Genomic DNA, 18,013 nt, shown 5'->3' with positions numbered 1-18,013 from the left:
AACGAAGCTGCACGGTGGACACCTCTTCCCAGGACACAGGTCATCTCCTTGGTGATGAGCAATGTGTCTATTAAAATGTGTCCACCATGTCTCCGAACACCCGTCCACCATGTGTCCGGTACATACACTCCCAGAGGGAGAGGGAGCCGACCGAGGTGTCTTGCGTCAGACATCGACCTGAAAGACCGAGTCGATTGTGGATTCATTGGATATGAGCTCAAAAGCCCCTCACCCCAGCCCTCTCCCGGAGGGAGAGGGGGCCGACCGCATTGTCTTGCGTCATACATCGACCTGAAAGACCGAGTCGATTATGGATGTATAGCTACGGTATACACCTCGATTATGGATTCAAAGCCGATCGTTCAACTCGGTGAAACTCTCCAATATCCCCCAATCGGTCCCCTCTCCCACTGGGAGAGGGCTAGGGTGAGGGCAATTCCAGCGCCGAAAGCCGCCCTTCAATAAACCGCCGTTCCGGCTCCTGCCGGGTCAGCTCCAACGCCCGCAAATACGCCGCCCTCGCCTCTTCCACCCTGCCCAACTGCCGACAAAACTCCGCCCGCGCCGAATGCGCCAAGTGATAATCCTGCAACTCCCCCCGCGCCAAAATCCCTTCAATCAGATTCAACCCCGCCAGCGCGCCGTCGCGCTTGGCCACCGCCACCGCCCGGTTCAACTCGATTACCGGCGAAGGCACTGCCCGCAACAGTACGTCATACAAGCCGACGATCTGCTCCCAATCCGTCTCCCCCGCCGTCGGCGCCTCGGCATGCACTGCGGCAATCGCCGCTTGCAGGCAATAAGGCCCGAACCGCCGCGTGGTCAGCGCGCGCTCGACCAGCGCACAACCTTCGGCGATCAATTCGCTATTCCACAATGAGCGATCCTGATCATCCAGCAGCACCAGTTCACCACCCGGCGAAGTGCGCGCCGAGCGTCGCGATTCGTGCAACAGCATCATCGCCAACAGCCCCATGACCTCAGGCTCCGGCAGCAACTCCATCAACAGTCGCCCCAGCCTGATCGCCTCGCGAGTCAAATCCTCCCGGATCAACTCAGCCCCGCCCGACGCCGAATACCCCTCGTTGAACACCAGATAAATCACCCGCAACACACTGTCGAGGCGCTCGGGCAATTCGCTCAGGCTCGGTACTTGATAAGGGATTTTCGCATCACGGATCTTGGCTTTCGCCCGCACGATGCGTTGAGCAATCGCCGCCGGTGCCGAAAGAAACGCGCGGGCGATTTCCTCGGTGGTCAGGTCGCAGACTTCACGCAAGGTCAGCGGCACTTGCGCATCCGCCGCCAGTGCCGGGTGGCAGCAGGTGAAGATCAGCCGCAGACGATCGTCTTCCACGTCTTCGCCACTCCAGTCGGCCTGTTCCAGTTCTTCCAGTTGCGCCAGCAACATCGGCTGCGAGGCCTTGAACCGCGCGCGGCGGCGCAACACATCAATCGCCTTGAAGCGTCCGGTCGAGACCAGCCAGGTGCGCGGATTGTCCGGCACGCCGTCGCGTTGCCAACGCTCGACCGCGACGAAGAACGCCTCGTGCAAGGCTTCTTCGGCGAGGTCGAAATCACCGAGCAGACGAATCAGCGTCGCCAGAATCCGCCGCGAGTCTTCGCGATAGACCTGCTCGACCCGCGACCGGACCTCAGACATTCAACTGCCGCACCGGGCGCACTTCAACGCTGCCGACCCGCGCCGCCGGAATGTTGCCGGCGACCTGAATCGCTTCGTTGAGATCCTTGGCGTCGATCAGGTAGAAGCCGGCCAGTTGCTCCTTGGTTTCGGCAAACGGGCCGTCGGTGATCGACAGTTTGCCGTTGCGCATCCTGACGGTCGTGGCGGTCTGCACCGACTCCAGCGCCTCGGCGGCGACCATCCGCCCGCTGCCCTGAATCGACTCGGCGTAGGCCCAGCACTCGGCGTCTTCCGGGCTGTCGGGCGATGAATGCAGCAGGTGCTCATCGCTGTAGACCAGGCATAAATACTTCATGGCGTTCTCCTGAATCGGACGGTTCAACTATGGCTGAAGATCAGGGAGTCACATCGAACAGGGTCGCGCCGCTCATCGGATCGAACGGCGCCGACCAGTGTTCATGGGCGATTTTCCACGCCCCGCCGACTTGCCGATAGCAGGCGGTGACGCGCATCCAGCAGCTCTGGGTTTCGCCCTTGTCGTTGGTGCCGCCGCAGTTGGCAACCCAGTGGGCGAAGGCGATGTTGTCGGCGCTTTCGATGACGATTTCCTCGAATTCGAAGACGTGCGGTCCGGGGCACATTTCCATGCACGCCACCCAGTGCTCGCGGTAAGCCGCTTTACCCTTGAATTGCAGGGCCTTGATCGCATCGAACGAGACGATGTCATCGGCATACAACGCCATGACTTTCTCCACGTCCTTGGTCATGACGGCTTCGCGGTAGGTGTTGATCAGGGTCTGGATTTCAGATTGTGCACTCATGGTGTTCTCCGTGGTTTTTGTTGTGAAGACACCCTTAGTCGTTCGGCAAATGGGCAGATCGACAGATGAAACAAAAAAAATCCGCGAAGGACAAAATCGCTAGAATCGGCGACTTACCTTGTAGGAAGAAGGAAATTCCCGTGTCAGCCCAACTCGTGCCGTACGACAGCCTGAACGCCTTGCAGCGTCAGCAAGTCGAGGCAATTGAAATCCATGCCGAGCAGATCAAATTCTCTGGCGATATCCACGGCGCTTTGCACACCCTACTGTCGAAACCCGGCCCGGGCGTGAAGGGCTTTGCGCTGTTGGCGGATGACGTGCCGGTGGCGTTTTTGCTGCTCAAACGCCCGCCGGTGTTGCCAGCCTGGGCCGATGAACACAGCGCCACCTTGCATGCGTTGCAGGTCGATCGCCGCGCGCAGGGCAAGGGTTACGGCAAGGCTTGTCTGCAAGCGCTGCCCGAGGTTGCGCGTCAGGCCTGGCCGGAGATCAAGGGGCTGGAATTGTCGGTAGATGCGGATAACGACGCGGCCATCGCGCTGTACGCCAAGCACGGCTACGTCGACAGCGGTGAAGCGTACAAGGGCCGGATCGGTTACGAACGGCGCATGGGCCTGGTTTTCTAAGTCATCGAGGGATGCACGATGATCGATTCAATCGAAGCGCTGGAAGCGATTTACGGACTGCCCCACGACCGCGCGGTGCGCAAGCAGATCGGTTTTCTCAACGAGGATTATCAGGCAATGGTGCGGTTGTCGCCGCTGGTGATCGTCAGCTCGGTGGGTGCCGATGGCCTGGATAACTCGCCGCGCGGGGATGCGCCGGGGTTTGTGCGGATCATTGATCAAAACACCCTGGCCCTGCCGGATCGCCCGGGCAACAACCGCATCGATACCCTGCGCAACGTGCTGCAGGATTCGCGGGTGTCACTGCTGTTCATCATTCCGGGGATTGGCGAGACGTTGCGGGTCAATGGCACCGCGCTGATCAGCGCAGAGCCGGCGCTGCTGGAGAGTTTTGCGGTGAATGGCAAACCGGCGAAAACAGTGTTGCTGGTGACGGTGGAGGCGGCGTTTTTTCATTGCTCGAAAGCGTTCGTCCGTTCGGATGCGTGGAATCCGCAAACGCACCTGCCGCGCTCGGCCCTGCCCTCTGCCGGCGCCTTCCACAAGCGTCTGAATGATGGCGAGTTCGATGCTGATACCTACGACCGTGAAGCGCCGAAACGGGTCAGTGACACCCTCTACTGATACTCCCGTAAATGATCGTTCCCACGCTCTGCGTGGGAATGCAGCCGGGGACGCTCTGCGTCCCAAAGTCGTGACGCAGAGCGTCACAGGAGGCATTCCCACGCGGAGCGTGGGAATGATCAGTAATCATCCATAAAGTCAGAGGGTCAGGATCATCTCGTGCCACGCCATGCCGCCGTGATCCGACTCCGATGGCTTGATGTAGGCAAAGCCAAACCCGGCATACAGCGGAATATGCTTTTCCTTGCACATCAGGTGAATCGTCGCTTTATCCATCCCGCGCATACGCTCGATGAACTCGCCCATCAAGCGCTTGGCCAAACCCTGCCCCTGATAATCCGGGTGCACCACCACCGACATGATCACCACGTTCGGGCCTTTCGGGTCATGGCCGATCAACTCTTTGAACGCCTCGTCCGACATCTGCACGTCAAACGCCGCACCGGAATTGACGAAACCGGCGACCACGCCATCCACCTCAGCGACGATAAAACCTTCCGGCCAAGTGGCGATTCGCGTGGCGATCTTCTCGCGAGTGGCGGCTTCGTCACCTTCGTAGGCAACGGTTTCGATGGCGTAGCAGCGGTCCAGATCGGCAGCGGTGACGTTGCGTATGACGGTGTTCATGGCGGCTCGGAAATCAGCAGAAGAAAGTGCCGAAAGGATAAAGGAATCAGGGAGCCATATCGATGCGCTCATCGCGCAAACAAAAAGGCGGATCAGTGATCCGCCTTTTGGGCTGTGTGCTCAGACCTTGCTATCGACCGGCACGCAGATTTCCAGTTTGCCGGTGTGCAGCTTCGGATTGAAGTCCGCGCTGTAACGCTCCAGTTCAGGGGCGTTGAGTTCCACGTAGTGGGAGGACGGCAACCAGGTTTTGTAGATGTATTGCAGGGTCTGCGGCAACTGGTCGAGCGGCCCTGAATGTTCAAACACCGCGTACTGCCGAGGCAGCACTTCGACCCATTGGTAGACCTTCTGGTCGAGGTCATCGAGCTTGCTGATTTCGACCCCGGCGATGTAATCGAAGCCGCCCGTGCCATCGAAGTTGCTGCAGACACCGTAGGTCACTTCGTTCTTTTGCCCCTGGATCTTTCCCAGGTGCGGCAAGAACTTTTCCCACAGCGCCGGGATGTCTTTTGCTGTGTCTTGGGTAAATCGACCGCGAAAGCCTGCAATCAGCAGGAAGTGTCCATGTTCGAAGCGAGGTTCAGCCACTTCGACGCGTGTTTGCTCATCCATGACTCGACTCCTGGAACAAAAAAGGGGTTCGGCTGGGAGTATAGAAAGCCAAACCCAATTCGCACGCTTACAGCGAATGCAACTGCTCGACGGCGCCCGAACCGACAAACTCGTTATAGCCGGATACGATCACGTACACCGCGAAATAGCAGAAGATCGCTGCAGATGCCAGGTAAGAATAGCGCAACAGCTTGTCGCCCAGCAGTTTGCCACCGTGGCTCGCGGCAAAGCACAAACCCGCCGACCACAGCAGTCCCGCGCAAAGGAAACCGCCGAGGAACAACGCCGAACTCAGCGGGCCGCCACCGCCGGACCGGGCGATCAACGTACCGCCAACAGCGGCAAACCAGAGAATCGCGCTCGGCGATGACATGGCGAGAAAAATGCCCCGGAAGAACTCTTTGCGATGGGAGTTCTGCCCCACTTCTGCCGTCTCGGCCAGCAGCGCTTCGTGATGGATCGCCGAGTAAATCATCTTCGCCGCAAAGTAGATCAGCAGCACCGAGCCGCCGATCCACAGCACCCAACGCACAGTTTCGTATTGCAGCAGAACCGTCATCCCGGCCAGCGCCAGCACCGCATAAATCAGGTCGCCGACACAGGTGCCGAGGCCCAGCGCGAAGCCCTGAAAGTAACCGCGCTGCATCGCCAATGTGATCATCGCGATGTTGGCCACGCCGATATCCAGGCACAGCGAAAGGCTCAGCAAGAAGCCGCTGGTGAATTCCATCTACCGATTTCCTTGGGACAAAATTGTTTACAAACGGGCTGGACAGTATGCCATCACTGACCTTATCTTCCGCCACAGGTCACCGCAGTGACCAGCGTCGCTCGGACGGTTCCGGGCGCTTACGTTATCCGAGGCAACAATGGCTGAACAAGGTTCTCCGCGCCGCTTTGCGCGCATAGATCGACTCCCCCCTTATGTTTTCAACATCACCGCCGAGCTGAAGATGGCCGCGCGTCGTCGTGGTGAAGACATCATCGACTTGAGCATGGGCAACCCCGACGGCGCCACGCCGCCGCACATTGTCGAAAAACTTGTACAAGTCGCCCAACGCGACGACACCCACGGTTACTCCACATCCAAGGGCATTCCGCGCCTGCGCCGGGCGATTTCCAACTGGTACAAGCAGCGTTACGAGGTCGATATCGACCCGGAAAGCGAAGCCATCGTCACCATCGGTTCCAAGGAAGGCCTAGCGCATTTGATGCTGGCCACCCTGGACCAGGGCGACACCGTACTGGTGCCGAACCCGAGCTATCCGATTCACATCTACGGTGCGGTGATTGCCGGTGCCCAGGTGCGTTCGGTACCGCTGGTGCCGGGAGTGGATTTCTTCGATGAACTGGAACGGGCCATTCGCGGTTCGATCCCGAAACCGAAAATGATGATCCTCGGCTTCCCGTCGAACCCGACTGCACAGTGTGTGGAACTGGATTTCTTCGAGCGGGTGATCGCCCTCGCCAAGCAGTACGACGTGCTGGTGATTCACGATCTGGCTTACGCCGACATCGTCTATGACGGCTGGAAAGCGCCGTCGATCATGCAAGTGCCGGGGGCCAAAGACATCGCGGTGGAGTTTTTCACCCTGTCCAAAAGCTACAACATGGCCGGCTGGCGTATCGGTTTCATGGTCGGTAATCCGGAACTGGTCAACGCGCTGGCGCGAATCAAGAGCTACCACGACTACGGCACCTTCACCCCGCTGCAAGTGGCGGCAATTGCCGCGCTGGAAGGCGATCAGCAATGCGTGCGCGATATCGCCGAGCAGTATCGTCAGCGTCGCAACGTGCTGGTCAAAGGCCTGCATGAACTGGGCTGGATGGTCGAGAACCCGAAAGCGTCCATGTACGTCTGGGCGAAGATTCCCGAGCAGTACGCGCATCTGGGTTCGCTGGAATTCGCCAAAAAGCTGCTGGCCGAGGCCAAGGTCTGTGTTTCGCCAGGGGTGGGGTTTGGTGAGTATGGCGATGATCACGTGCGCTTTGCGCTGATCGAAAACCAGGACCGTATTCGTCAGGCTGTACGCGGGATTCGCGGGATGTTCCGGGCGGATGGATTAGTTACCAAATAACTGACCCACCTCTGATCATTCCCACGCTCCGCGTGGGAATGCAGCCCGGGACGCTCCGCGTCCCAAAGCGGACGCAGAGCGTCCATTGAGGCATTCCCACGCAGAGCGTGGGAACGATCACCCAATTTCACCCACAAAAAAACCGCATCGCTGCGGTTTTTTTGTGTCTGCAAGAAGCTGTTTACACGAACAGCGACAGCAGCAGGATAAAGCCCAATGCAACCACCGAGAGGATGGTTTCCATCGCCGTCCAGGTCTTGAACGTCTCGGCCACGGTCATGTTGAAGTATTGCTTCACCAACCAGAAACCGGCGTCGTTCACGTGCGACAGAATCAGCGAACCGGCGCCCGTTGCGAGTACCAGCAGCTCTCGGTTAACGCCCGGAATCATCCCCACCACCGGCACCACAATGCCCGCGCCAGTAATGGTTGCCACAGTCGCCGAACCGGTCGCGATACGAATCACCGCCGCCACCAGCCACGCCAGCAGGATCGGCGAGATCTGTGCGCTCACTGCCATGTGGCCGATCACGTCGCCCACACCGCTGGTGACCAGCATCTGCTTGAAGCCACCGCCGGCACCGATGATCAGGATGATCGCCGCGGTTGGCGCCAGGCTCGCGTCGAGCCACTTGAGCATTTGCTGGGAACCGATGCCCTGCTTGTGACCGAAGGTGTACAGCGACAGCAGCAACGCCAGCAGCAGTGCAGAGATCGGGTGACCGATCATGTCCATCCAGGTGCGGAAGAAGTGACCGTCGGGCAGCGCCACGTCAGCGAAGGTTTTCAGCAACATCAGGAACACCGGCAGCAGCACGGTGACCAGGGTGATGCCGAAGCTCGGCAGCTTGGCCGAGTCGTCGTTCTCACGGGCCAGTTGATCGACCAGCTCCTGGTTCGGGTGGCCAGGAATGTGCTTGGCGATGAACGTACCGAAGATCGGACCGGCAATGATCGCGGTCGGCAGCGCAACGATCAGACCGTAGAGAATGGTCTTGCCGATGTCAGCGCCGAACACGCCGATGGCCAGCAGCGGGCCCGGGTGCGGTGGCACCAGACCGTGCACGGCGGACAGGCCGGCGAGCAACGGGATACCGATCTTGATGATCGACACGCCGGTGCGGCGCGCAACGATGAACACCAGCGGAATCAGCAGAACAAAACCGATCTCGAAGAACAGCGGAATGCCCACCAGGAATGCAGCGAACATCATCGCCCACTGGACTTTGTCCTTGCCGAACGCTCGGATCAGGGTCTGGGCGATCTGATCCGCTCCGCCCGACTCGGCCATCATTTTGCCGAGCATGGTGCCCAGCGCGAGGATGATGCCGACGAAACCAAGCACGCCACCGAAGCCGTCCTGGAACGCTTTGATGATGGTGCCGATCGGCATGCCGGAGGTGAGGCCGAGGAACGCGGCGGCAATGGTCAGGGAAATAAACGGGTGCAGCTTGAACTTAGTGATCAGGACAATCAGTCCGATCACCGTGACCACTGCATCGAGCAGCAGAAACGCGTCGTGGGACATGCCAAACATTGGGGGTGTCTCCTGGATTGTTGTTGTTATTAAAGCGGGTTAAACAGAAGTCGGGTGGACAGCGCTATCTCTTTCAACACACTCATACCGCCTGTTTCAGACCGTGGGCCTGCCACCAGACGTGAGCCTGGGACGCCAGTTCGTCAACGCTGTGGATCGAAGCGTTCAGCGCCAGGGTCAACGGCTCGCCCTTCGGCGATTCGAGGGTGGCGAACTGGCTTTCGATCAACGTGGCCGGCATGAAGTGGCCCGGACGATGGGACACACGCTCAGCGGCGACTTCAGGGGTCAATTCGAGAAACACGAAGCCCAGGCCCGGCAAGGCGCTGCGCAACACTTCGCGATAACTGTGTTTAAGGGCCGAGCAGGTCAGCACCGGGCGTTTGCCCGTTGCATCGACGCGACGCAGTTCATCGCACAGGCTGTCGAGCCAGCCGGCACGGTCGTCGTCGTTCAGGGGGATCCCCGCGCTCATCTTTTCGATGTTCGCGGCCGGATGAAAAGTATCGCCTTCAATGGCAGTGGCGCCGCTCAATTGGCACAGGGCCTCGCTGACGCACGTCTTGCCGCAACCGGCAACGCCCATGATGACCAGGGCGGTGATGGGATGACTCATATAACACCTCAGCGCGCAGACAGCGCTACCTTTGCTAGCTATGACTCTAGTGCACAGGCAGAAGTTGCCGACGCCTTCTTGTCGTTTTTTTGGGTTGCAGCAGGTTTGTTCCCAACGCCAAAAAGCGAAGATCAGGCAGGACCTCGCTTACGCATTTACAGCTGCATCAGGACAGCGCTACCTTAGTGCCTTGATTTTTGTTTGGCAAGCCGTCGATGACCACCCCTAAAAACGATAAAAATACCCGCACCACCGGCCGTCCCACCCTGAATGAAGTTGCCCGCCTGGCCGGTGTCAGTCCGATTACCGCCTCCCGCGCCTTGCGCGGGGTCAGCACCGTGGCTACCGAACTGGTGGAAAAAGTCCAGAAAGCCGCCCTCGAACTCAACTATGTCGTGAACCCTGCCGCCCGCGCGTTGGCCTCGGCGCAGAGCCATTCTGTCGTCGTGCTGGTGCCGTCGCTGTCCAACCTGTTGTTCATTGATACGCTGGAAGCCATTCATCGGGTGCTCACGCCCAAGGGCTTCGAAGTGCTGATCGGCAACTTCCACTATTCGCGCGATGAAGAAGAAAACCTGCTGCGCAACTACATGGCCTATCAGCCGCGCGGTTTCCTGTTGACCGGGTTTGATCGCACGGAAAGTTCGCGGCGCATGATCGAAGCCAGCAACATTCCCTGCGTGTACATGATGGAGCTGGACAGCGCCGCTGGCGTGAACTGCGTGGGCTTCTCGCAACTGAGTGCCGGAGAGACCGCGGCTGAGCACTTGCTGTCCCGTGGGCGCAAACGTCTGGCGTATATCGGCGCGCAACTTGATCAGCGTACGCTGCTGCGCGGTGAAGGCTTTCGCAAAGCGTTGCAGAAAGCCGGGCGTTACGACCCGGACCTGGAAGTGCTGACGCCGCGTGCTTCGTCGGTAGGATTGGGTGGGGAATTGTTTTTGCAGTTGCTTGCGGCGCATCCGGATGTCGATGCGATCTTCTTTGGCAACGATGACCTGGCGCAGGGTGCATTGCTGGAAGCGTTGCGCCACAGCATCAAGATTCCCGAGCAAGTGGCGATTCTCGGCTTCAACGACTTGCCGATGTCCGAGCACATGGTGCCGCGCCTGAGCAGCATCAACACCCCGCGTGAAGCGATTGGCCGGCGGGCGGCAGAGCAGATGCTGACGCTGATGGCCGGTAACAGCGTGGCGCGGCCGGTTGAAGACATGGGCTTTGAACTGAAGATCCGCGAAAGCAGCTGATGCTGTCGCAATCCCCTGTAGGAGCTGCCGAAGGCTGCGATCTTTTGATTTTGCTCTTAAAAACAAGATCAAAAGATCGCAGCCTTCGGCAGCTCCTACAGTTTTATGGGGTGCTCACAAATGCCGAGTTGAAACACGATCCCTGTGGGAGTGAGCCTGCTCGCGATAGCGGTGTGTCAGGCGATGCATGTGTTGAATGACTCACCGCTATCGCGAGCAGGCTCACTCCTACAGGGGCTTGTGTTGGGCTCAGTGGCTGAGCAAGTCAACGAGGGCCAAGGCGCCTTTCTGTAGCGGTTGGCTCTTGAGCCACACCGCATGCACCGGCATTACCAGACCGTTTTCGATGTTGCGAAAATTCAGGCGTTGCAGCTGGCCGCTGTCCAGTCGCGGTTGCACCACCGACAACGGAAAGTTGCCCCAGCCCAATCCCGCCTCGACCATTTCCATCGCCGTCTCCAGGCTGTTGGTGCGCCAATATGATTGCGCCACCAACGGTCGCGTCTCACTGATCGGCAGATCACGGCTGGCGACGATGATCTGCCGCACCTGCACCAGGTCTTCAAGGAACACGTCCTGCCCCTGCAACAGCGGACTGTCCGCCGCCAGCGTGGCAATCATGCGTTCGCTGCCGACGAACTGAAAACGCTCAAGCACATTCATGCTCAACCCGGCGAACGCCAGGCACACACTGACCCGACCACTGTGCAGCATCGCCAGCACGTCATCCTGCGGTGCGGTCAGCACTTCGATATCGAGCAGCGGATGCCGCGCGGCGATCACCTTGATCGCCGCCAGCAAACGACGGCGGTCGATGTCCGCGACCACGCCGATCGACAGCTTGCTTTCCAGCCCCAGCGACAGCTCCACCGCGTGCACTTGCAGTTGTTTGAGCTGCTCGGCGATCAACCGCGCATGGGGTACAAGCGTCAGCGCCATTGCCGTCGGTTGTGGCTCACGATGGCTGCGGTCGAACAGCAGATAACCGAGCTCAGCCTCAAGATTGCCGATACCCATGCTTACGGCCGAGGCGACTTTGCCCAAGGCTCGCGCAGCCGCCGAAAACGAGCCGCGCTCAATCACCGCAAGAAACAATTCGATGCTGTCGCTGTTGAAATTCACTTCACATACCTATCAATAAAACTGAAAGTAGCTGACTTTTTCTGTCACCCCTATTGAAGCTATCTTTCGTCGCCTTCGCCAGTCCCGCTGGCCAACAAACGGCAAGAAAGAGGCAATTCCCCATGCAAGGCGTCAAACGCAAACTGGTCTACGTGTCGCTCTACGAAGTGATCGGCATGACCTTCTCGGCTCTGGGCCTGGCACTGTTATCCGGCACCTCGCCAGGCAGCACCGGGCCATTGGCGGTGATCATCACCACCATCGCCGTGACCTGGAACTTCATTTACACCTCGCTGTTCGAGCGCTGGGAAAGCCGTCAAGTGTCACGCACTCGCACGGTGAAACGCCGCATCGCTCACGCCATCGGTTTTCAACTGACGTTAATCGTGTTTCTGATTCCGTTGATTGCCTGGTGGATGAACATCAGTCTGGTACAGGCGTTTCTGCTGGATCTGGCGCTGATCATCTTCATCCCGTGCTACACCTTTGCCTTCAACTGGCTGTTTGACCGGATTTTCGGGCTGCCAGCCTCGGCGCTACCGAATTCGGCGGCTGCGGCATAAATCGTTAATTCGTAAGCAGATATTGCTAGAAATCAGCGGTTTAACCGGTTAAACCGCCGATATTCACAATCCGTCAACTCCGATAGCAGGCTAAGCTTTTCCATCAATAAAAAATGGATCAGCCCATGACTGCTCACGCCCCCGCCGCCGCGCAAAGCGACGGCATCGACCCGATACGCGCCGCTCAGGTGTCCGCCCGCATCGACCGTCTCCCTGCGGTCTCAACGATATGGCGCCTGGTGGCGCTGCTGTCGATTGGCGGCTTCTTCGAACTTTACGACTTGTTTCAGACCGCCTACATCAGCCCAGGCCTGATCCGCGACGGCATCTTTGCTACCGGCGTTCAGGGCGTGTTCGGCTTCTCCGATCAAGCGGCGTTTGCCTCGGCGACTTTTCTAGGGCTGTTCCTCGGCGCCAGTCTGCTCAGCCCGTTGGCAGACCGTTTCGGCCGCCGCGCGATCTTCACCTTCGCACTGATCTGGTACACGGTCGCCACCGTGTTGATGGGTATTCAGAGTTCCGCGCTGGGCATCATCTGCATGCGCTTTCTGGTCGGCATCGGCTTGGGTATCGAACTGGTGACCATCGACGCTTACCTCTCGGAACTGGTGCCCAAACGCATGCGCAGTTCGGCGTTCGCCTTCGCGTTTTTCGTGCAGTTTCTCTCAGTGCCGGCGGTGGCGTTGATGTCGTGGTGGCTAGTGCCGCAAGCGCCGTTCGGCGTGTCCGGCTGGCGTTGGGTGGTGTTGGCCAGCGCGGTGTTTGCGTTGTTTATCTGGTGGCTGCGCAAACGTCTGCCGGAGTCGCCGCGCTGGTTGGCGCAGCATGGTCGGTTCGACGAGGCCAACCGGATTCTCGATGGCATCGAAGCGCGATGCGCGAAGGATCACGGTAAAGCGCTGGATGCTCCTGAAGCCGTTTCGGTCGACGTCGAAGGCAAGGGCCGCTTCGCCGACATCTGGCAGCCACCCTATCGCCGTCGCGCATTGATGCTGATCGTCTTCCACATCTTCCAGGCCATCGGTTTCTTCGGTTTCGGTAACTGGTTGCCGGCGTTGCTGTCCGGCCAGGGCGTCAGCGTCACCCACAGTTTGATGTACGCCTTCATCATCACCCTCGCCTACCCGCTTGGGCCGCTGCTGTTCGTGAAGTTCGCCAACCGCTTCGAGAACAAATGGCAGATCGTCGGTTCGGCCCTCGGCGCGATGACCTTCGGTACCTTGTTCGCCCTGCAGACCAGCGCGTTCGGGCTGATCTTCTGCGGGGTGATGATCACCTTCTGCAACGCCTGGCTGAGCTTCAGCTATCACTCGTACCAGAGCGAACTGTTCCCGACCAATATTCGCGCCCGCGCGGTAGGTTTCTGCTATTCGTTCAGTCGCTTGTCGACGGTATTCAGCAGTCTGTTGATTGGCTTTTTCCTCGACAGCTTCGGCACGCCGGGCGTGTTGGCGTTCATTGCCAGCAGCATGCTCATCGTGATGCTGACCATCGGCTGGTTCGGCCCGCGCACGCGTAATCTGGCGCTGGAGAACATTGCCCATCGCTGACGACGCAGCGGTCATCGCCTGCCGCGCAACGGCAAGAGATGACCGCTCCAACTCTGAGCAAAGACAACAAGCAATTGAAATATAAGGACTTATCCGCGAGGCACGGTAATTGCTCCATAACCGCTGTCAGCAATTACCCACAGGTTCAGTCATCATGTTGGTCAATGCCAAACAACCTTTAATCATCCACCTGCCCAAACAGGTCAATGACGACGCAACGGCCACCGCGGCCGCCGGTCTGCAGAGCGGCCTGCACGGCGCCATGCTGCAAACCCTGCAGAATCAGACCCAACTGCAATCCGCGCAGACCGCCTCCACCGTGCAGGCGTCGGCCACCCAGATCGCCACGCAGCAAGTCAGCGAAGCGACGCGCATCAGCGACAACGTCGACGAGGCTTTCGCCAAGACGCGTGTCGGCCTGCAATCTACCGATACCTCCGATGCCACCAAGACCACCGGCACTTCGGCCACCGACGAGTTCAAGGACTACATGAGCAAGTCGCCGGAACAGCGCCTGCGCGACAGCATCCTCCAGAGCATGGGCATCACCGAAGACGACATCAAAGCCATGCCGCCGGAGAAACAACTGGCCATCGGCAAAGAGATCGCCGAGCGTTTGCAGGACAAGATGAAGTTGGCGCAGGCGGAAAAAGACAACGATGTGAAGGACAGCGACAAGCAGGCGGACAAGTTTCTTGCCGCACTCTGATCTCGGGTCTAAATGAAAAATCCCTTGTAGGAGTGAGCCTGCTCGCGATTGCGGCTAGTCAGTCACCGAAGATGTCACTGATATACCGCTATCGCGAGCAGGCTCACTCCTACAGGTTTGGCTGCGCTTTCAGTTCAGTTGCAGGGTTTCATTGAACTGACTGATCGCATCCACCACATGCCGCGATCCCTGCTGAATTTCCTGAATCACCGCCCCCGCCTCGTTCGCCAGTTCCACGCCAAGCCCGGTACGGCTCAAACTTGACTGCATGCTCGACACCGCACTCAACGACAAATCATGGTTCTTGCGCACTACATCGACGATCTCAAGTGTCGCCTGACTGGTCCGCGCCGCCAGGCTGCGCACCTCATCCGCGACCACCGCAAAACCACGCCCATGTTCGCCGGCCCGCGCCGCTTCAATCGCCGCATTCAGTGCCAGCAAGTTGGTCTGGTCGGCAATGCCGCGAATGGTCTGCACGATGGTGCCGATGATGTCCGATTGTTTACTCACCGCATCGATACTGACGGCGGCTTCGTTTAAGTCGCGGGAAATGTCCTGAATGATCTGCACGGTTTGTTGCACGACTTGCGAGCCTTTTTGCGCACAGGCGTCGTTTTGCACCGAAGTGCTGTGCGCGGATTCGGCTGCATTCTGCAAGGTAGTCATCTGATGGGTGATGTCGCTGGCGAACTTGACCACTTTGTACAAGCGGCCCTTGGCGTCGAACAGCGGGTTGTACGAGGCTTCGAGATAAACCATCTGCCCGGACTTGTTCTTGCGTTCGAAACGATGGGAGTGATATTCGCCGCGATTGAGCGAGGCCCAGAATGCCTTGTATTGCGCTGATTCGGATTCAGCGCGATGGCAGAACAGGCTGTGATGATGCCCGACGATTTCGTTCAGCGAGTACTGCATGGTGCGTAGAAAGTTGTCGTTGGCACTGATGACATTGCCTTCGGGAGTGAACTCGATCACCGCCATGGAACGGCTGATCGCGGCCAGCATGCTTTCTTCTTCGTGTTCCTTGTTGACCCGGGCGGTGATGTCCGCCGCCACCTTGATCACACTTTTGACCTGCTTGTCGGCGCCATACACCGGCATGTAACTGGCTTCGAGCCAGATCTCCCTGCCGCTCTTGTTCAAGCGCAGGAACGTGCCGCTGATCGGCTCGCCCCGGGCCAGATCGCGCCATAACCGGGCGTAATCCTCGCTGCGGTAAAACGCTTCTTCACAAAAGATCCGGTGATGTTTGCCACGTACTTCTTCGGCGCTGTAGCCCATGGTCTTGCAGAAATTTTCGTTGGCATCCAGGACGATGCCCTCAGGGGTGAACTCGATCATTGCCATCGAACGGCTGATCGCTTCCAGCTTGGCGTTGGCCTCGGTCAAGGCGCAGCTGAATCGCTCGATCTGCTGCAGGTCAGCCTTGTGATGTAGGTTGAACATGGTTGTATCACCTTCCGCGCGGACTTTTGATTTGATGAAAGTTCAGTTCTTTCACGATCCACCACTACGTTCCACAGAACAGGCACACGCATTCCTCCACGGGAGGAAGTTGTCAGGTGATAAATGATGATCAATCGGAGAGTCCATGCAGCGACGCTCTAATCAAGACATCCTTCTCTTGATAGCCCGCACGCGGGCCAGCCCTAACGCGTTGAAGAACTTCCATGTAAGCGACGCTCCTTGTTGGTTCAGTGTCGGTGCCTCGGGTTGCGCACTCTGGCAGCATGAATTCACGGACCAACGATGTGTTTGAGCCATGTTTTGACATGACGGTCGACATAGTTAGTTATGAGAAGCATAGCCAGTGCAAAGCCCTGCGCAAGGCCACTAGTCGGCCAGTATCTGGCACTTTTTGCACAAGAATCGGTTCAGCGCGGGGAGAATTGTTGCCGGGGCGGACGTTTTCGCGAGCAAGCTCGCTCCCACAGGAGAAACGCATTCAAATGTGGGAGCGAGCCTGCTCGCGAAGGCGCCATAAGAAGCACTACAAAAACAACAGAAACGACTTACAGACTTCCAGTCACTTTGGTCGCCACCTCAGCAGGCACCCAAGGCTTCCAGACCTGCGGCTGATCACGCAAGAACGCCTGCGCCACCACCCTCGGCTGCAAACGTTTTTCACTCATCCCCGCCAAAGTCTGGTTCAACAGATCAATCGGCAAATCGACTTTCTCGAAGAACGCCACCAACTCAGGATACTGCGCCTTGAACGGTGCCGAGACACCAATCGCCAGGCTCGCCGGCATCGACCGCGTGCCCTTGGGGTTCGGGTTGTTAGCATCGGCCAGGGTCTTCCAGGCATCGGCATCGAACGGCGGCTCCTCCAGTTTGACCAGTTTGAACCGGCCGAGCAGCGGCGTCGGTGACCAGTAGTAGAACAGCACCGGTTTGCCGCGTTTGATCGACGAGGCCACCTCGGCATCCAGCGCCGCGCCGGAACCGGTGCGGAAGTTGACGAAACTGTCGTTCAGCGCATAGGCCTTGAGCTTCTGACTGTTGACGATCTCCGAAGTCCAACCGGTCGGGCTGTTGAGGAAACGCCCGCGAGTCGGATCTTCCGGGTCGCGGAACACGTCTTTGTAGCGCGGCAGATCGGCCACCGACTTCAACTCCGGCGCCAACGCTTTGATGCCCCGCTCGGGGTCGCCCTTGATCACATACTCCGGCACCCACCAGCCTTCAGTCGCGCCTTTTACCGTATCGCCCAAGCCAAATACCTTGCCCTCGGCGGCCGCCTTGACCCACGCCGGACTGCGCCCGGCCCACTCTTCGCCGATCACCTGGATATCATTTTTCGCCAATGCGGCCTCAAGGCTGACCGTGCTGCCGGGCAACGTGTCGGTCGGGTAGCCGTAGCCTTTTTCAACGATCAGGCGCAGCACTTCGGTGATGAAACTGCCGCTCTCCCAAGTGATGTCGCCGAAGTGGATCGGCGCGGTTTTCTCCGTCGCCGAGACAGCGCCAACACTCAGGCTCAGTGCCAGCAGCGATGTGCCGAGCAGGGTTTTGATCGCTCTCATGCGTACCTCTTGTCTGTCAGGAATGGATTGGCGCTGTGGCGCTCGCACAGTGCTTGGGAACGGTTCATGTAGACGCTGACCGAACGCTGGGAGATGCCCAGTTCGGCGGCGATTTGCGGGTAGGTCAGGCCGTCGATGCGCGCGAGCAGAAACGCTGTGCGAACCTTGCCGGGCAAGCGCTGCAAGCTGTGATCGAGGCGGTTGAGGGTCTGCGAAAGGTGAACGCGGTCTTCAGGCGAGGCGGCGTAATCAACGTCGATTTGCTGGCGATGGCGACGCTCCAGATCACCGCGCCGCCAGCACTGATAAAGCAAGCGTTGGGCGATGGTCGTCAGCAGGGCGCGAGGTTCGCGAATGGCCCTTAGCGACGGTGCTTCGAGTAACTGCACGAAGGTTTCTGCGGCGATGTCTTCAATACTGGCGGCGTCATGCAGATGACGACGCAGATAACTACAGAGCCAGCGATAGTGGGCGCGAAACAGGCCGTCCACGGTGTGATGATGGGAAAGGTCGGCGCCGGACATAGGGGCTCCTGGGTTAGGGGTCGCTGAATGTCCGGTGTTCCGGTGGCGCGATCGTAGCAAGGCGCCTTATTCTTTAATAA

The 18,013-nt window shown here is 58.9% G+C and carries 18 protein-coding genes and 2 pseudogenes; 7 read left to right on the top strand and 13 right to left on the bottom strand.

What is annotated here, in order from left to right:
* Nucleotides 1–421: 421 nt before the first annotated feature.
* From AK821_RS08100 to AK821_RS08090, 3 genes are read right to left on the bottom strand one after another with little or no spacing between them, the layout of a single operon-like run.
* Nucleotides 422–1,663: an RNA polymerase sigma factor gene (locus AK821_RS08100; protein ID WP_064389190.1), complete on the bottom strand. Its 1,242-nt coding sequence runs from the start codon at nt 1,661–1,663 to the stop codon at nt 422–424.
* Complete coding sequence (locus AK821_RS08095) at nt 1,656–2,000, bottom strand: YciI family protein (RefSeq protein ID WP_034153360.1); 345 nt, start codon at nt 1,998–2,000, stop codon at nt 1,656–1,658. Before AK821_RS08095 ends, AK821_RS08100 begins: the two co-directional genes overlap by 8 nt.
* Before the next feature lie 40 nt (nt 2,001–2,040).
* On the bottom strand, nt 2,041–2,466 hold the full coding sequence (locus AK821_RS08090) for a YybH family protein (RefSeq protein ID WP_064389189.1): 426 nt from the start codon (nt 2,464–2,466) through the stop codon (nt 2,041–2,043).
* A gap of 140 nt (nt 2,467–2,606) precedes the next feature.
* Between AK821_RS08090 and AK821_RS08085 the strand changes: the two genes are divergently transcribed.
* Nucleotides 2,607–3,092, top strand: coding sequence for a GNAT family N-acetyltransferase (locus AK821_RS08085; RefSeq protein ID WP_064389188.1), 486 nt, complete (start codon nt 2,607–2,609; stop codon nt 3,090–3,092).
* 18 nt (nt 3,093–3,110) lie between these two features.
* Nucleotides 3,111–3,716 (top strand): pyridoxamine 5'-phosphate oxidase family protein, encoded by a 606-nt coding sequence (locus AK821_RS08080; protein WP_064389187.1) that lies wholly within the window; start codon nt 3,111–3,113, stop codon nt 3,714–3,716.
* Nucleotides 3,717–3,854: 138 nt separating this feature from the next.
* Here AK821_RS08080 and AK821_RS08075 read toward each other — a convergent pair whose 3' ends face one another.
* The 3 genes from AK821_RS08075 to AK821_RS08065 form a co-directional block, all read right to left on the bottom strand.
* Nucleotides 3,855–4,343, bottom strand: a complete 489-nt coding sequence (locus AK821_RS08075) for a GNAT family N-acetyltransferase (protein ID WP_064389186.1) — start codon at nt 4,341–4,343, stop codon at nt 3,855–3,857.
* A 120-nt stretch (nt 4,344–4,463) separates the two neighbouring features.
* On the bottom strand, nt 4,464–4,958 hold the full coding sequence (locus tag AK821_RS08070) for a GyrI-like domain-containing protein (protein ID WP_064389185.1): 495 nt from the start codon (nt 4,956–4,958) through the stop codon (nt 4,464–4,466).
* A 67-nt stretch (nt 4,959–5,025) separates the two neighbouring features.
* Nucleotides 5,026–5,688, bottom strand: coding sequence for a LysE family translocator (locus AK821_RS08065; RefSeq protein WP_064389184.1), 663 nt, complete (start codon nt 5,686–5,688; stop codon nt 5,026–5,028).
* A 139-nt stretch (nt 5,689–5,827) separates the two neighbouring features.
* Between AK821_RS08065 and alaC the strand changes: the two genes are divergently transcribed.
* A complete protein-coding gene (gene alaC / locus AK821_RS08060) occupies nt 5,828–7,036 on the top strand; it encodes an alanine transaminase (protein WP_008082017.1) in 1,209 nt (402 codons plus the stop codon).
* A 181-nt stretch (nt 7,037–7,217) separates the two neighbouring features.
* On the opposite strand, the gene AK821_RS08055 is transcribed toward alaC, so the two are convergent.
* Together AK821_RS08055 and AK821_RS08050 are read right to left on the bottom strand one after the other, a co-directional pair.
* Nucleotides 7,218–8,573, bottom strand: a complete 1,356-nt coding sequence (locus AK821_RS08055) for a GntP family permease (protein WP_064389183.1) — start codon at nt 8,571–8,573, stop codon at nt 7,218–7,220.
* An 82-nt stretch (nt 8,574–8,655) separates the two neighbouring features.
* The gene (locus AK821_RS08050; protein ID WP_064389182.1) at nt 8,656–9,189 is read right to left on the bottom strand and encodes a gluconokinase; all 534 of its coding nucleotides are present in this window, start codon (nt 9,187–9,189) and stop codon (nt 8,656–8,658) included.
* Nucleotides 9,190–9,404: 215 nt separating this feature from the next.
* Here AK821_RS08050 and AK821_RS08045 point away from each other — a divergent pair, with 215 nt between their 5' ends.
* Nucleotides 9,405–10,436, top strand: coding sequence for a LacI family DNA-binding transcriptional regulator (locus AK821_RS08045; RefSeq protein ID WP_064389191.1), 1,032 nt, complete (start codon nt 9,405–9,407; stop codon nt 10,434–10,436).
* Between the two features lie 249 nt (nt 10,437–10,685).
* Here the strand turns inward: AK821_RS08045 and AK821_RS08040 are convergent, their stop codons facing one another.
* Nucleotides 10,686–11,558: a LysR family transcriptional regulator gene (locus tag AK821_RS08040; RefSeq protein ID WP_064389181.1), complete on the bottom strand. Its 873-nt coding sequence runs from the start codon at nt 11,556–11,558 to the stop codon at nt 10,686–10,688.
* A gap of 122 nt (nt 11,559–11,680) precedes the next feature.
* On the opposite strand from AK821_RS08040, the gene AK821_RS08035 reads away from it, so the two are divergent.
* The 3 genes from AK821_RS08035 (at nt 11,681) to AK821_RS08025 (ending at nt 14,380) form a co-directional block, all read left to right on the top strand.
* Nucleotides 11,681–12,121 (top strand): PACE efflux transporter, encoded by a 441-nt coding sequence (locus tag AK821_RS08035; protein WP_064389180.1) that lies wholly within the window; start codon nt 11,681–11,683, stop codon nt 12,119–12,121.
* A gap of 125 nt (nt 12,122–12,246) precedes the next feature.
* Entirely contained in the window at nt 12,247–13,671 is a 1,425-nt protein-coding gene (locus AK821_RS08030) for an MFS transporter (protein WP_064389179.1), read from the top strand.
* Nucleotides 13,672–13,825: 154 nt separating this feature from the next.
* Nucleotides 13,826–14,380, top strand: coding sequence for a hypothetical protein (locus tag AK821_RS08025; protein ID WP_064389178.1), 555 nt, complete (start codon nt 13,826–13,828; stop codon nt 14,378–14,380).
* A 129-nt stretch (nt 14,381–14,509) separates the two neighbouring features.
* On the opposite strand, the pseudogene AK821_RS31380 reads toward AK821_RS08025, so the two are convergent.
* The 4 genes and pseudogenes from AK821_RS31380 to AK821_RS08010 form a co-directional block, all read right to left on the bottom strand.
* Nucleotides 14,510–14,938: pseudogene (locus AK821_RS31380) on the bottom strand (methyl-accepting chemotaxis protein); the annotation flags it as partial.
* A 114-nt stretch (nt 14,939–15,052) separates the two neighbouring features.
* Nucleotides 15,053–15,829 (bottom strand): annotated as a pseudogene (locus tag AK821_RS31375) (PAS domain-containing protein); the annotation flags it as partial.
* 566 nt (nt 15,830–16,395) lie between these two features.
* Complete coding sequence (locus tag AK821_RS08015; protein WP_064389176.1) at nt 16,396–17,409, bottom strand: ABC transporter substrate-binding protein; 1,014 nt, start codon at nt 17,407–17,409, stop codon at nt 16,396–16,398.
* Nucleotides 17,406–17,933 carry a sigma-70 family RNA polymerase sigma factor gene (locus AK821_RS08010; protein ID WP_064389175.1) on the bottom strand — a complete coding sequence of 176 codons (528 nt, stop codon included), beginning with the start codon at nt 17,931–17,933 and terminating at the stop codon, nt 17,406–17,408. Before AK821_RS08010 ends, AK821_RS08015 begins: the two co-directional genes overlap by 4 nt.
* Nucleotides 17,934–18,013 lie beyond the last annotated feature (80 nt).

It is taken from the genome of Pseudomonas sp. RIT-PI-r (genome assembly GCF_001297015.1).
GTDB lineage: Bacteria > Pseudomonadota > Gammaproteobacteria > Pseudomonadales > Pseudomonadaceae > Aquipseudomonas.
The sequence above is the reverse complement of the archived record's forward strand: the minus strand, read 5'-3'. Positions and strand labels throughout refer to the sequence as shown.

Excerpts from the sequence above, each read along its gene's own strand:
- AK821_RS08030 (WP_064389179.1), top strand. The coding sequence starts at position 12,247 with ATGACTGCTCACGCCCCCGCCGCCGCGCAAAGCGACGGCATCGACCCG.
- AK821_RS08080 (WP_064389187.1), top strand. The coding sequence starts at position 3,111 with ATGATCGATTCAATCGAAGCGCTGGAAGCGATTTACGGACTGCCCCAC.
- AK821_RS08055 (WP_064389183.1), bottom strand. The coding sequence starts at position 8,573 with ATGTTTGGCATGTCCCACGACGCGTTTCTGCTGCTCGATGCAGTGGTC.
- AK821_RS08075 (WP_064389186.1), bottom strand. The coding sequence starts at position 4,343 with ATGAACACCGTCATACGCAACGTCACCGCTGCCGATCTGGACCGCTGC.
- AK821_RS08065 (WP_064389184.1), bottom strand. The coding sequence starts at position 5,688 with ATGGAATTCACCAGCGGCTTCTTGCTGAGCCTTTCGCTGTGCCTGGAT.
- AK821_RS08095 (WP_034153360.1), bottom strand. The coding sequence starts at position 2,000 with ATGAAGTATTTATGCCTGGTCTACAGCGATGAGCACCTGCTGCATTCA.
- AK821_RS08070 (WP_064389185.1), bottom strand. The coding sequence starts at position 4,958 with ATGGATGAGCAAACACGCGTCGAAGTGGCTGAACCTCGCTTCGAACAT.
- AK821_RS08050 (WP_064389182.1), bottom strand. The coding sequence starts at position 9,189 with ATGAGTCATCCCATCACCGCCCTGGTCATCATGGGCGTTGCCGGTTGC.
- alaC (WP_008082017.1), top strand. The coding sequence starts at position 5,828 with ATGGCTGAACAAGGTTCTCCGCGCCGCTTTGCGCGCATAGATCGACTC.
- AK821_RS08015 (WP_064389176.1), bottom strand. The coding sequence starts at position 17,409 with ATGAGAGCGATCAAAACCCTGCTCGGCACATCGCTGCTGGCACTGAGC.
- AK821_RS08045 (WP_064389191.1), top strand. The coding sequence starts at position 9,405 with ATGACCACCCCTAAAAACGATAAAAATACCCGCACCACCGGCCGTCCC.
- AK821_RS08025 (WP_064389178.1), top strand. The coding sequence starts at position 13,826 with ATGTTGGTCAATGCCAAACAACCTTTAATCATCCACCTGCCCAAACAG.
- AK821_RS08035 (WP_064389180.1), top strand. The coding sequence starts at position 11,681 with ATGCAAGGCGTCAAACGCAAACTGGTCTACGTGTCGCTCTACGAAGTG.
- AK821_RS08010 (WP_064389175.1), bottom strand. The coding sequence starts at position 17,933 with ATGTCCGGCGCCGACCTTTCCCATCATCACACCGTGGACGGCCTGTTT.
- AK821_RS08100 (WP_064389190.1), bottom strand. The coding sequence starts at position 1,663 with ATGTCTGAGGTCCGGTCGCGGGTCGAGCAGGTCTATCGCGAAGACTCG.
- AK821_RS08090 (WP_064389189.1), bottom strand. The coding sequence starts at position 2,466 with ATGAGTGCACAATCTGAAATCCAGACCCTGATCAACACCTACCGCGAA.